We start from the raw sequence: 12,551 nt of genomic DNA, 5'->3' as shown, positions 1-12,551 counted from the left end.
TGGGTGGCCGGGCACCGGTCGATAGCCTTCACGTCCATGAGCGCGGATCCCCTTGCCTGGTTGACGTCCCTCGAGGGCGTGCCGTCCGCGTACGCCGCCGCGCGGGACGGCATCGACGTGATGCTGCGCGACCGCGGGCTGCGCCGCACCTCGCCCGAGACGACCGCTGAGTCGCTCCTGCGGGGCGCGCACGCCAGCGCCGCGCTCGAGGGCTCGTCCTCGTCGCTGACCGACGTGCGTGAAGGGACCGGGGACGAGATCGCCCAGGACGCCCTGAGGGTGTCCACCGAGCTGTTGTCGCTGGCGCCGCTGCTCGCCCGGACGCCGCTGCAGGCGCTGGCCCGGATCCACGCGCTGGCCGGCTCCGCGACGCTGCCCGCCGACCAGCTGGGCCGCCCCCGGGACGCCGCGTCCGCGGACCGCCTGCGCGGCCTGGCCGAGCTCCTGACCGCCCCGACCGCCGCCCCGGCCCTGCTGGTGGCCGCGGTCGTGCACGCCGATCTTGCGACCGGGGCGCCGTTCGCGTCCCACAACGGGCTGGTCGCACGGGCCGCCGAGCGGCTGGTGCTCGTGGCGCGCGGCGTCGACGAGAAGTCCCTGGTCGTCCCGGAAGCCGGACACCTGGCCCTGCGGTCGGCGTACGAGTCGAACCTCCGGGGCTACCGCGAGGGCGGCCGCCCCGGTGTCCAGGCGTGGGTGCTGTACGCCGCGGAGGCGTTCGCCGCGGGCGCCGAGGCGAGCCCGCTGCGACGGGCGGCGGAGTAGGCCCAGCTGGTCTGGACATGCGAGCGGCACCCGACTCACCAGGGATTCGGATGCCGCCGCTGACACGTGAACCCGATGGCTACCAAGCGTGCAACATCTAACTGCTGCCCCGGGATTCTCCCGTTGTGGCATGCACCCTAAGGAAGGGTAGATCGCCGCGTGGGTACCCGGATCACGTGCTGCTCTGGAGTTCTGTTCTCGTTTCTACGCGCTCCCGGAGCGACCTTCAACCCTTGACTTTTGAGGTCATCGCGGCGGTCGTCAGGCCCCGAGGCGGCGCTTGCGGGCATTGGCCCAGATGACTCCACCAACCGCGACCACCCCACCGACCGCCAGCGCGGCGAGGGCCGGCTTGGCCGGCGGGAGGGGCACCCGCCCCCGCAGCGCGACCGGCTTGACGAAGACCAGCACGGGCCAGCCCTTGCCGGCTGCGATCTTGCGGAGGTCCCGGTCCGGGTTGACCGCGTGCGGGTGGCCGACCGCCTCGAGCATGTGCACGTCGGTGACCGAGTCGCTGTAGGCGTAGCTGCGGGACAGGTCGTAGCCGACACGCTCGGCGAGCTCGCGGATCGCCCGCGCCTTCTCCTCGGCGTAGGCGTAGTACTCGATGTCGCCGGTGTAGCGGCCGTCCACGATCTCCATGCGGGTGGCGACGACCCGGTCGGCGCCGAGCATCTCGCCGATCGGGCCGACCACCTCGGCGCCCGAGGTGGAGACGATGACGACGTCGCGGCCGGCGAGGTGGTGCTCCTGGATCAGCTGCACGGCCTCGTCGTAGACGATCGGGTCGACGATGTTGTGGAGGGTGTCGGCGACGATCTCGCGGACGGTCGCGACGTCCCAGCCGGCGCAGAGCTGCGACATGAACTGCCGCATCTTCTCCATCTGGTCGTGGTCGGCGCCGCCCACGAGGTAGACGAACTGTGCGTACGCCGACCGCAGCACCGCGCGCCGCGAGATCAGGCCGCCGGCCTGGAAGGGCTTGGAGAACGCCAGGGTGCTCGACTTGGCGATGATCGTCTTGTCGAGGTCGAAGAAGGCCGCGGTCGGGCGGGACGCCATGCGGTCATCGTAGGGGCGCGGGTGGTCGCGCCTCCTCGTGTGGGCCGTCACTCGTCCCGGGCGTGGTGTCCGGCGTGCGTTGTCCACAGGCCGGGCGACCTCCGGATTGGGGTGGCCGGTTGCCCGGGAACCATCCGCGACATGACCACTCCGCTGTTCATCACCCGCGACGACACGCTCCTCGACGACCTGCTGCGGCTCTCCGCGGCCGCGGGGGTGACGCCGGACGTGGCCCACGACGGCGGCGCGGCGTTGCGGGGGTGGACCGGCGCCTCGCTGGTCCTGCTCGGCGCGGACCTGGTGGACGAGGTGGCCCACCTGTCGCCGGCACGCCGCGGTGCGGTGCACGTCGTCACCTGGGGTCCGGCGCCCGCGGAGATGTTCCGGGCGGCCCTGCGGGTCGGCGCGGAGACCGTCACGGACCTGCCGCGGTCGGACGCGTGGTTGACCGAGGTGCTCACCGACGCCGGGGAGGGGGGCCCGTCACGCGGGCACGTGCTGGGGGTGATCGGCGGCTCGGGAGGGGCTGGGGCGACGACCCTGGCCTGCGCCCTCGGCCAGGAGGCGGCGCGCGCGGGGGACGCGCTGGTGGTCGACGCCGATCCCCTCGGCCCCGGGTGCGACCGGGTGCTCGGGCTGGAGGACGTCGACGGGGTCGGCTGGGAGGCGCTGGTGCAGACGACCGGGCGGCTCAGCGGCCGGTCGTTGCGCGAGGCGGTGCCGCGCCGCGGCCCCCTCGGCGTGCTCGGCTGGCGCCCGGGGCGCGGCGTGCACGCCGGACCCGCCACGCTCCAGGCGTTCGCGGTGCGCGAGGCGCTCTCGGCGGCCCGTCGTGGGCACGACACCGTCGTCGTGGACCTGCCCCGCACCCCGGACCCCCTGGTGGACGAGGTCGTGGCCCGCTGCGACCGGGTGCTGGTCGTGGTCGTGCCGACCGTCGGGGGCGTGGCCTCCGCCGCCCGCCTGTGCGCCCGGCTCGCCGATCCGTCCCGGCTGCGGCTCGTGGTCCGCGGCACCGGCATCGCCCCGGAACGGATCGCGCGGGTGACCGGGGTCCCGGTGCTCGCCTCGATGGCCGACCAGCGGGGACTCCCGGAGGCCGTCGACCTCGGGATGGGCCCGGTCCGGTCGCGTCGCGGACCCCTGGGCCGGGCGGTCGTCGACCTGCTGGCCCAGCTGCGCGTGATGGGGGCCGCGGCATGACGGGCGACCTCGAGGCGGTCCGCGAACGGCTGGCGCGCGAGCCGGGCGACCTGACGCCCCACCGGGTCGCGGTCGCGCTGCGCGAGTCGGGCCGGCCGGTCGGTGACGCGACGGTGCTGGCGGTCTACGAGGCGCTGCGGCGCGACGTGGTCGGCGCGGGACCGCTCGAGCCGCTGCTGCGGCTGCCGGGCGTGAGCGACGTACTCGTCAACGGTGCGGAGCACGTCTACCTCGACCGCGGCGAGGGCCTCGAGCCCACCGACGTCCGCTTCCCCGACGAGGAGTCGGTCCGCCGCCTGGCCCAGCGCCTCGCGGCCCTGGGCGGTCGTCGGCTCGACGACGCCAGCCCGTACGTCGACCTCCGCCTGGCCGACGGCAGCCGCTTGCACGCGGTGCTGTCGCCGGTGTCCCGGCCAGGCACCGTGATCTCGCTGCGCGTGCCCCGGGCCACCGCCTTCTCCCTCCCCGAGCTGGTCGAGGCCGGCACCCTCGACGCCGCCACGGCACGGCTCGTCGCGGCGGTCGTCGAGTCGCGGCTGGCGTTCCTGGTCACCGGCGGCACAGGCACCGGCAAGACGACCCTGCTCTCGGCCCTGCTCAGCCTGGTCGACCCGCGGGAGCGCCTGGTCCTAGTCGAGGACGCGAGCGAGCTGCGCCCCGAACACCCCCACGTGGTCGGCCTCGAGAGCCGACCGCCCAACATCGAGGGCGCCGGCGCGATCGACCTCCGCACCCTGGTCCGCCAGGCGCTGCGGATGCGGCCCGACCGGCTGGTCGTGGGGGAGGTGCGCGGGGGCGAGATCGTGGATCTCCTCGCCGCCCTCAACACCGGCCACGAGGGAGGATGCGGCACGCTCCACGCCAACTCGGCGCTGGACGTCCCGAGCCGGGTGGAGGCGCTGGCTCTCGCGGCGGGGCTGGGCCGCGAGGCCGCGCACAGCCAGCTCGCCTCGGCGGTGGACGTGGTCCTGCACCTCGGCCGCGGGCGCGATGGACGCCGCCGGCTGCGGCAGGTGGCGGTGCCGGTGCGGACGCCGGCCGGCCTGGTGGCCATGGAGGCCGCGCTCGACCTGGCGCCCGACGGTGGGGCGGTGCCCGGGCCGGCCGCCGCGCGGCTCGACGCCCTGCTGGCACGGCGGTGGTCGGCGTGATCCTCGCGGCCGGGTGCGCGGCCCTCGCCGTGCTCCTGCTGCTGCCGCGTCGACCGTCCCTCCCGACGCCCCGGGCCGTGCCACTCCCGGCGGCCGTCGCCGGCGCCGGGCTCCTTCTCGCCGGGGCGGCGATCGCCGTGCCCGGCCGCCGGATGGTGCTGCTCGTGATCGGTGCCGGGGTGCTGGCCGGCGCGGCCCACCTCGTGGTCGCACGACGCCGACGGCTGGCTGTCCGGGCGACGGCCCAGCGTGTCCGGGAGACGTGCGAGCTGCTCGCCGCCGAGCTCGCAGCAGGGCAGCCGCCCGGTGCCGCGCTCGACCGGGCCGCCGCCTCCTGGCCCCCCCTCGCACCCGCCGCCGCGGCCTTCCGGGTGGGGGCCGACGTCCCCGCCGCCCTCCGTGGCCTCGCAACCGGCCCGGGCTGCGGGGACCTCCGGCTGGTCGCGGCTGCCTGGCAGGTGGCCCACCGCACCGGGCAGGGCCTCGCCGAGGCGGTCGACCGGGTGGCCCGCGACCTGCGCGCCGCGGCGGCCACCGGCCGCGTGGTGGACGGCGAGCTGGCCTCGGCACGCGCGACGGCGCGCCTGGTCGCCGGGTTGCCCGTGCTGTCCCTGGCGACGGGCTCGGGGGCCGGGGGCGACCCCTGGGGCTTCCTGCTCGGCCACCCGGTCGGACTCGCCTGCCTCGCTGCGGGCCTGGTGTTCGGCTTCGTCGGGCTCGCCTGGATCGAGACCATCGCCCGGGCCGTGGACGCCGGGCCGTGAGCAGCCAGGCGTGGCTCGCCGGCGTCTCCGCGGCCGCGGCCGCGTTCCTCCTCGTGCCCGGGCGGCCCCGTCTGTCGCGTGGGCCGGCCACGGCCGCGCCGCCGACGCCGCGGGCTGGCGGGTTGCGGCGCCACCGGCTCCTGCTCGCTCTCCTCGCCGGGGCGGGCGGTGCGCTCTTCGTCGACGGCCGCGCCGGGCCGGTGGCGGGGCTGGCTGTCGCGGTCGCGGCGTGGGTCGTGGCCGGACGCGCGGAGCCCGCCGACGTACGCCGTCGCCGGGCCCTGGTCCGGCGGGACCTGCCGCACCTCGTCAGCCTGTTCGCCTCGGCCCTCCGGTCCGGCACGGCCCCCGAGGACGCGCTCCGGCTGGTGTGCGCCGCCCTGCCCGGCCCCGCAGCCGAGCGCCTCGACCGGGTCGGCGCCCGGCTGGCCCTCGGCCTCGACCCGGTCGAGGTCTGGGGCTCGCTCGTCGACGACCCCGACCTGGCGCCGCTCGGACGGGCCCTGGCCCGGGCGCAGGCGACGGGCGCCTCGGTCGTGCGCTCGGTGGAGCGACTCGCCGACGAGCTCGGCGAGCGGGCACGGGGCGACGTCGAGGAGCGCGCCCGGGCGGTCGGCGTCAAGGCGGCCGTCCCGCTCGGCCTGTGCCTGCTGCCGGCCTTCGTGCTGATCGGGATCGTCCCCCTGGTGGCAGCCCTGCTCACCTCGCTCGACCTGTAGCGACCAGGCCACGAGTCGTCCACCGCCGGCCCCCGCGAGTCCTCCGTCCCCAGGCGGCGTCCGCGTCCCGGCGCGACGTCCCCGACCTGGCCGAGGGTCGGACCACGAGGCCGCGCCGCGGCCGCCCCTCACCAGGAGGTCCCTCATGACAGCACCGTCCGCCACCACGACCCGGCAGTCCGAGCACGGCATCACGACCGCGGAGTACGCCGTCGGCACCGCCGCCGGCGCCGGGCTCGCCGGCCTGCTCTACAAGCTCCTCACCGGCGGCTTCGGCGACCAGCTGCTGCACACGCTCTTCGACCACGTGCTCTCGCTGCTGGGCATCGGATGAGACGAGCCCCCGGGCAGTGCGGCGCCGCGACGGCCGAGCTCGCCCTGGCGATGCCGCTGCTGCTCGCGGTCACGGTCGGGCTGGTCTGGCTGCTCTCCGTCGGGGCGGCACAGGTCCGGATCGTCGACGCGGCGCGGGAGTCGGCCCGGGCCGCCGCCCGCGGAGACGCGGAGGGAGTGGCGGTGGCGCGTGGGCTCGCCGTCGCCCCCGACGGCAGCCGGATCACACTCGGGTCCGACGGTGATCGGGTGACCGTGACCGCGACCGGTGAGGTGGCGGGACCGGGCGGGCTGTTTCGCTTCGTGCCCGGCGTGCACCTGCACGCCACCGCGGTGGCCGCGGTCGAGGAGCTGCCGTGAGCCGGCGCGACGAGCGCGGTTCGGTCACGCTCGTCGTGGTGGCCTGCGCCGGGGTCCTGCTCGTCCTCGGCGCGGCCCTGGGCGTGGTCTCGGCACTCGTGAAGGCCCATCGCGACGCGCAGTCGGCCGCCGACCTCGCCGCCCTCGCGGCCGCGCAGGCGGCGGCCCGAGGGGGTGACCCGTGCGGCGTGGGATCGGTGTTGGCCTCGGCCAACGGAGCGGTGCTCGTCGGCTGCTCGGTGACCGGTCGGGACGTCCAGGTGCGCGTGCGTGTCGCCGGCCCGCACTGGCTGGGTCAGCTCGCCGATCTCGAGGCCGAGGCGCGGGCCGGACCCGGGTGAGCCGGGGTCAGAGCGAGTGCTCGCCCCGGTGCTCCTCGCGGGTGTCGGTGTCGTCCTCGGCACGCTCGGACTCGACGCGGTCGAGCTTGCGGGAGAGCTCGTTGAGCTTCTTGGCGTCGCGGCGGTGCTGGATCGACCGCTTCGTGCCGAACTTCATGATCGAGAACCCCCACAGCACGGCCACGCCGGCGGCCACGCCGAAGAAGAACACGGCCGCAGCCGACACATCGGTGCCGAGGAACTGCGCCGTTCCGTCGGCCGTGAAGAGGCCGGCGAGCACGACGAGCGCGCCACCGAGCATGAGCAGGAGCCCCAGGATCACCATGGTGGTGACACTACTCGCGACTATCGCAGGGCGCCGCTGTCGGTGCCGAGCAACACGTCGAGGAGGCGGGTCGCCCCGGCCTTGTCGAGCGGGTTGTTCTGGTTGCCGCACTTGGGCGACTGGATGCACGACGGGCAGCCCTCGTCGCAGGAGCAGGACGCGATCGTGTCGCGGGTGGCGGTCAGCCACTCGTGGGCCGCCCGGAAGCCGCGCTCGGCGAAGCCGGCGCCGCCGGGGTGGCCGTCGTAGACGAAGACCGTGAGCATCCCGGTGTCGGGGTGGACAGCGGTCGAGACGCCGCCGATGTCCCAGCGGTCGCAGGTGGCGAAGAGGGGGAGCAGGCCGATCGAGCAGTGCTCGGCGGCGTGGGCGGCTCCCGGCAGGTCCGCCGCGGCCAGACCGGCCTCGTCGAGCACGTGCTGGGGGACGGTCCACCACACGGCACAGGTGCGCAGCGAACGCTCGGGCAGGTCGAGGGGCTCCTCGCCGAGCACGTCGCCACCGGGCTGCCGGCGCTTGAGGAACGACACGACCTGGTGGGTCACGTCGACCTCGCCGAAGGAGAGGCGGCAGCCCGCCCAGTCGCGGTGCTCGCGCTCGCCCACGATCGCGATGTCGGTGACCTCGCGGGCCGAGGTGGAGTAGTCGGGCTCGGCGCGCTCGATGACCGCCACGTGCTCCTCGAGGTCGAGCGACTGCACCAGCCAGGTCTCGCCGCGGTGGACGTAGACCGCGCCGGGGTGGGCCGTGCCGTGGGCGCTGGAGGCGTCGACGGTGCCGATGACGCGGCCGGTCTCGGACTCGACCAGCTGCACGGGCGCACCGCCGGTGGAGCGGATGTCGGCCAGGTCGGAGGCGCGGCGCCGATCGGTCCAGAACCAGCCGCGCGGTCGCTTGCGCAGCAGCCCGGCACCGGTGAGCAGGTCGAGCACGTCGCGGGTGGTCGGCCCGAAGAGCGGCAGATCGGCCTCGGTGAGCGGGGCCTCGTGGGCGGCCGCGCACAGGTGGGGGCCGAGGACGTGGGGGTTGGACGGGTCGAAGACCGTCGCCTCCACGGGTCGCCCGAGCAGCGCCTCGGGGTGGGTCACGAGGTAGGTGTCCAGCGGGTCGTCGCGGGCGACGAGGATGCCGAGCGCGTCCTGGGCGCCTCGGCCGGCCCGGCCCACCTGCTGCCAGAGCGCCGCGCGGGTGCCGGGGAAGCCGGCCATCAGCACCGCGTCGAGGCCGCTGATGTCGATGCCGAGCTCGAGCGCGTTGGTCGCGGCGAGCCCGGTGAGCTCGCCCCGGCGCAGCGCCTCCTCGATCGCGCGCCGCTCCTCGGGCAGGTAGCCGCCGCGGTAGGACGCGATCCGGGAGGGCAGCGAGGGGTCGACCTCGGCGAGCAGCTCGGCCGCGGTGAGCGCGACCTGCTCGGCGCCGCGGCGGGACCGGACGAAGGCGAGGGTGCGCACGTCCTCGGCGACCAGGTCGGCCAGCAGGTCGGCGGTCTCCGAGGAGGCGGCCCGGCGGACCGGGGCGTGGTTCTCACCGGCGTGCGACGTGAAGGGGGGCTCCCACAGGGCCAGCGCGACGCGGCCGCGGGGCGAGGCGTCGTCGGTGACCGCGAGCACGTCGAGGCCCGTGAGCCGGTGGGCGGCCACCTCGGGCTCGGCCACCGTGGCGGAGGCGAGGACGAAGGTCGGCGACGCGCCGTAGAGGGCGCAGATCCGGCGGAGCCGGCGCAGCACGTGGGAGACGTGGGCGCCGAAGACGCCCCGGTAGTGGTGGCACTCGTCGACCACGACGTAGCGCAGCGAGCCCAGGAACGACGCCCAGCGCGCGTGCCCGGGGAGCAGCGAGCGGTGGAGCATGTCGGGGTTGGTGAGGACGTATTCGGCGTAGTCACGCGCCCAGTCGCGCTGGTCGCGGCCGGAGTCGCCGTCGTGGGTGGTCACCCGGACGTCGAGGTCGAGCCCGGCCAGCCCGGCGAGCTGGTCCTGGGCCAGCGCCTTGGTCGGGGCGAGGTAGAGCACCGTGGCACCGCGCTGACCGCGCTCGCCCCGCGCGGAGCGGATCGCCGACAGGGCCGGCAGCTGGTAGGCGAGGGACTTGCCCGAGGCGGTGCCGGTGGCGAGGACGACGTGCTGCCCGGCGTGGGCGGCGTCGGCCGCGGCCGCCTGGTGCTGCCAGGGAAGCACCACCCCGCGCGCGGTGAACGCGGCGACCACGTCGGGCGCGGCCCACGCGGGCCACGCGGCGGTGACCGCGGCGCGCGGCGGGAGCATCTCCAGGTGGGTGAGCCGCCCCTCGCGACCGGGGACGGACGTCAGCCGGTCGACCAGCGCGGCCACCTCGAGGGGGCGTCGGACGAGGGCTTGATCCACCCCTCCAGTGTCGCAAAGGGCGCCGACAGAGCCCTCGGCCGCACGCTCAGGTTTTACTTCTTTGTGCGCGCGGCCACGTCGCGTGGTTTGATGATGCTGGCCGATGATCGACCCTGCATCTGCTTCGCCGATCCGGCTCCGTGAAACCAGTGCCATCAGGAGAGAACCCGTGGACCTGACTCTTGCAACGCGAGACGTCGATGGGAAGACCATCGTCAGTGTCGGCGGCGAGATCGACGTCTACACCGCCCCCAAGCTTCGGGACAAGATCACCGAGCTCGTGGCCGGCGGCGTCTACGACCTCGTCATCGACATGGAGGACGTCGAGTTCCTCGACTCCACGGGTCTCGGTGTGCTCGTCGGCGGCCTCAAGAAGGTGCGTGCCCACGACGGCTCGCTCCAGCTGGTCTGCAACCAGGACCGGCTCCTGAAGATCTTCCGGATCACCGGCCTGGCCAAGGTCTTCGTGATCCACGAGTCGGCAGACGCCGCGCTCGCCGGCAACTGACCGGCGCCTGAGCGCCGACTGACCGGCGGCCCGCGGCCGCTTCGCCGGCCCCGGCTCGCTCCGGCCTGCCCCGACGTACGTCGGTCGGCACCGACGCGCCGTGTGGCCCGCGTCACACCTTCCTGCTGCTGGGACCTCACCCGTGCGTAGACTCCGGCTCGTTCGTGATCTGCATCACTCCCTTGAGCTCGCAGGAGGAATCACATGGCGGGGATCAACCCCTTCGTCGTCGACGTCTCCGGCGGCAACCTCGTCCTGGTCATCGTCGTCGCCCTGATCGCGCTGGGCGCGCTCGCGATGGCGTGGATGTTCCGCCAAGAGGTTCTTGCCGCCGGTGAAGGCACCGACAACATGAAGAACATCGCGCAGGCGGTGCAGGAGGGCGCCAACGCCTACCTGCAGCGGCAGTTCCGGACGCTCGGCATCTTCGCCGCCATCGCGTTCTTCCTGCTCCTGGCCCTGCCCGCGGACGACGCGGCGGTGAGGATCGGTCGCTCGATCTTCTTCCTGGTCGGTGCCGGCTTCTCGGCGACGGTCGGCTACCTCGGCATGTCGCTGGCGGTGAAGGCCAACCTCCGGGTGGCCGCGGCCGCCGAGACCGAGGGGCGCGACCCCGCCATGAACATCGGCTTCCGCACCGGCGCCATGGTCGGCATGCTCACCGTCGGCCTGGGCCTGTTCGGCGCCAGCGTCGTGGTGATGCTCTTCAAGGACCACGCCCCGCACGTGCTCGAGGGCTTCGGCTTCGGCGCCGCCCTCCTCGCGATGTTCATGCGGGTCGGCGGCGGCATCTTCACCAAGGCGGCCGACGTCGGTGCCGACCTGGTGGGCAAGGTCGAGAACAACATCCCCGAGGACGACCCGCGCAACGCCGCGACGATCGCCGACAACGTCGGTGACAACGTGGGCGACTGCGCCGGCATGGCCGCGGACCTCTTCGAGTCCTACGCCGTGACCCTGGTGGCGGCGCTGATCCTCGGCTCGCAGGCCTTCGGTGACAAGGGCCTGGTCTACCCGCTCCTGATCCCCGCCATCGGCGCGCTCACCGCCGTCGCGGGTGTCTACCTCTGCAAGCCGCGTCCGGGTGAGAACGGCCTGACCACCATCAACCGCGCGTTCTACATCTCCGCGGGCATCGCGGCCGTGGCCTCGGTGGTGCTGTCCTTCGTCTACCTGCCGGGCAGCTTCGCCGACTTCACCAACGTGACCGGGACCGACATGGGTGGCGCCAGCGGCAGCCCGCGGCTGATCGCCTCCACGGCCGTCGTCATCGGCATCGTGATGGCCGCCGGCATCCTGGCCCTGACCGGCTACTTCACCGGCACCGAGTACCGCCCGGTCAAGGACGTCGGCAAGACCTCGCTCACCGGCGCGGCCACCGTGATCCTCTCCGGGCTCTCGGTCGGCTTCGAGTCCGCGGTCTACACGACCCTGGTCATCGGTGCGGCGGTCTTCGGAGCGTTCCTGCTCGGCGGCGCGACCCTCACGGTCAGCCTCTTCGCGGTGGCGCTGGCCGGTTGCGGCTTGTTGACCACCGTGGGCGTCATCGTCGCGATGGACACCTTCGGCCCGGTCTCGGACAACGCCCAGGGCATCGCGGAGATGTCCGGCGACGTGTCCGAGCACGGCGCGCAGATCCTCACCGAGCTCGACGCGGTCGGCAACACGACCAAGGCGATCACCAAGGGCATCGCGATCGCCACGGCGGTGCTCGCGGCGACGGCGCTGTTCGGCTCCTACTCCACCTCGGTGGGCGAGGCGCTGGCCAAGGCCAACCCCGCTCGCGACGAGTACGCCCTGCTCAACTTCAACGTCTTCAACCCCGCCGTCCTGGTCGGCATGCTCCTCGGCTCGGCCGTGGTGTTCCTCTTCTCCGGCCTCGCGATCAACGCGGTCGGACGGGCCGCGGGCGCCGTGGTCTTCGAGGTGCGCCGCCAGTTCCGCGAGATCCCCGGGATCATGGAGGGCACCGGTCGCCCGGAGTACGGCAAGGTCGTCGACATCGTCACCAAGGACTCGCTGCGCGAGCTGGTGACGCCCGGCCTCCTGGCCGTGCTGGCCCCGGTCGCCGTCGGCTTCGGCCTCGGCGTCACGGCCCTGGCCGGCTTCCTCGGCGGTGCGATCAGCACCGGCACCCTGATGGCCGTCTTCCTGGCCAACTCCGGTGGCGCCTGGGACAACGCCAAGAAGCTCGTCGAGGACGGCAACCACGGCGGCAAGGGCTCCGAGGCCCACGCGGCCACGGTCATCGGCGACACCGTCGGCGACCCGTTCAAGGACACCGCCGGCCCGGCGATCAACCCGCTGATCAAGGTGATGAACCTGGTCTCGCTGCTGATCGCCAGCGCCGTCGTGTCGATGGGCGTCGGCAAGGACCAGAACGACACGCTCCGCATCGTGATCGCGATCGTGGCGGTGGCGATCATCGCCGTGGCGGTCTACATCTCCAAGCAGCGCGAGGTGGCGATCGGCTCCGACGACGACGCGGTGCCTGCCGCGCCGGTCCCCGTGGCCGACCCGGCCGGCGAGACCCGCGAGCGGGCCTTCGTGCCCGACGCCGGTCCGGCGACCCCGGTCGACCCGGTGGAGGACCCCGACGCCACCCGGCAGTTCCAGCCGCCCGCGCACTAGGCGGCAGCACGCACGAACGACACCGG

At 74.4% G+C, this 12,551-nt stretch carries 13 protein-coding genes; 10 read left to right on the top strand and 3 right to left on the bottom strand.

What is annotated here, in order from left to right; translation table 11 throughout:
- The first annotated feature begins 36 nt into the window (after positions 1–36).
- A complete protein-coding gene (locus FB382_RS18005) occupies positions 37–765 on the top strand; it encodes a Fic family protein (RefSeq protein ID WP_182541056.1) in 729 nt (242 codons plus the stop codon).
- Between the two features lie 261 nt (positions 766–1,026).
- On the opposite strand, the gene FB382_RS18000 is transcribed toward FB382_RS18005, so the two are convergent.
- The gene (locus FB382_RS18000; RefSeq protein ID WP_125036741.1) at positions 1,027–1,827 is read right to left on the bottom strand and encodes an HAD family hydrolase; all 801 of its coding nucleotides are present in this window, start codon (positions 1,825–1,827) and stop codon (positions 1,027–1,029) included.
- A 141-nt stretch (positions 1,828–1,968) separates the two neighbouring features.
- On the opposite strand from FB382_RS18000, the gene ssd reads away from it, so the two are divergent.
- From ssd to FB382_RS17965, 7 genes are all read left to right on the top strand, one after another.
- Complete coding sequence (gene ssd / locus FB382_RS17995) at positions 1,969–3,030, top strand: septum site-determining protein Ssd (protein WP_182541055.1); 1,062 nt, start codon at positions 1,969–1,971, stop codon at positions 3,028–3,030.
- Positions 3,027–4,181, top strand: a complete 1,155-nt coding sequence (locus FB382_RS17990) for a TadA family conjugal transfer-associated ATPase (protein ID WP_182541054.1) — start codon at positions 3,027–3,029, stop codon at positions 4,179–4,181. Before ssd ends, FB382_RS17990 begins: the two co-directional genes overlap by 4 nt.
- Positions 4,178–4,945, top strand: a complete 768-nt coding sequence (locus FB382_RS17985) for a type II secretion system F family protein (protein WP_182541053.1) — start codon at positions 4,178–4,180, stop codon at positions 4,943–4,945. Before FB382_RS17990 ends, FB382_RS17985 begins: the two co-directional genes overlap by 4 nt.
- Complete coding sequence (locus FB382_RS17980) at positions 4,942–5,664, top strand: type II secretion system F family protein (protein ID WP_182541052.1); 723 nt, start codon at positions 4,942–4,944, stop codon at positions 5,662–5,664. Before FB382_RS17985 ends, FB382_RS17980 begins: the two co-directional genes overlap by 4 nt.
- 145 nt (positions 5,665–5,809) lie before the next feature.
- Positions 5,810–5,998 carry a DUF4244 domain-containing protein gene (locus FB382_RS17975; RefSeq protein WP_182541051.1) on the top strand — a complete coding sequence of 63 codons (189 nt, stop codon included), beginning with the start codon at positions 5,810–5,812 and terminating at the stop codon, positions 5,996–5,998.
- Positions 5,995–6,357: a TadE family type IV pilus minor pilin gene (locus FB382_RS17970; RefSeq protein WP_182541050.1), complete on the top strand. Its 363-nt coding sequence runs from the start codon at positions 5,995–5,997 to the stop codon at positions 6,355–6,357. The genes FB382_RS17975 and FB382_RS17970 overlap by 4 nt, the downstream gene beginning before the upstream one ends.
- A complete protein-coding gene (locus FB382_RS17965) occupies positions 6,354–6,698 on the top strand; it encodes an Rv3654c family TadE-like protein (RefSeq protein ID WP_182541049.1) in 345 nt (114 codons plus the stop codon). Before FB382_RS17970 ends, FB382_RS17965 begins: the two co-directional genes overlap by 4 nt.
- A 7-nt stretch (positions 6,699–6,705) precedes the next feature.
- Here the strand turns inward: FB382_RS17965 and FB382_RS17960 are convergent, their stop codons facing one another.
- Both FB382_RS17960 and FB382_RS17955 read right to left on the bottom strand, forming a co-directional pair.
- Positions 6,706–7,023 carry a hypothetical protein gene (locus FB382_RS17960; RefSeq protein ID WP_182541048.1) on the bottom strand — a complete coding sequence of 106 codons (318 nt, stop codon included), beginning with the start codon at positions 7,021–7,023 and terminating at the stop codon, positions 6,706–6,708.
- Between the two features lie 20 nt (positions 7,024–7,043).
- Entirely contained in the window at positions 7,044–9,386 is a 2,343-nt protein-coding gene (locus FB382_RS17955) for a DEAD/DEAH box helicase (RefSeq protein WP_343055659.1), read from the bottom strand.
- Between the two features lie 169 nt (positions 9,387–9,555).
- Here FB382_RS17955 and FB382_RS17950 point away from each other — a divergent pair, with 169 nt between their 5' ends.
- Together FB382_RS17950 and FB382_RS17945 are read left to right on the top strand one after the other, a co-directional pair.
- Positions 9,556–9,894, top strand: a complete 339-nt coding sequence (locus FB382_RS17950) for an anti-sigma factor antagonist (RefSeq protein WP_125036732.1) — start codon at positions 9,556–9,558, stop codon at positions 9,892–9,894.
- 204 nt (positions 9,895–10,098) lie between these two features.
- Positions 10,099–12,525 (top strand): sodium-translocating pyrophosphatase, encoded by a 2,427-nt coding sequence (locus FB382_RS17945; RefSeq protein ID WP_182541047.1) that lies wholly within the window; start codon positions 10,099–10,101, stop codon positions 12,523–12,525.
- Positions 12,526–12,551: the final 26 nt, after the last annotated feature.

Origin of the sequence: Nocardioides ginsengisegetis (genome assembly GCF_014138045.1) — a bacterium.
Lineage (GTDB): Bacteria > Actinomycetota > Actinomycetes > Propionibacteriales > Nocardioidaceae > Nocardioides > Nocardioides ginsengisegetis.
Note: the sequence above shows the minus strand (reverse complement) of the source record. Positions and strands in the feature narration are given on the sequence as shown.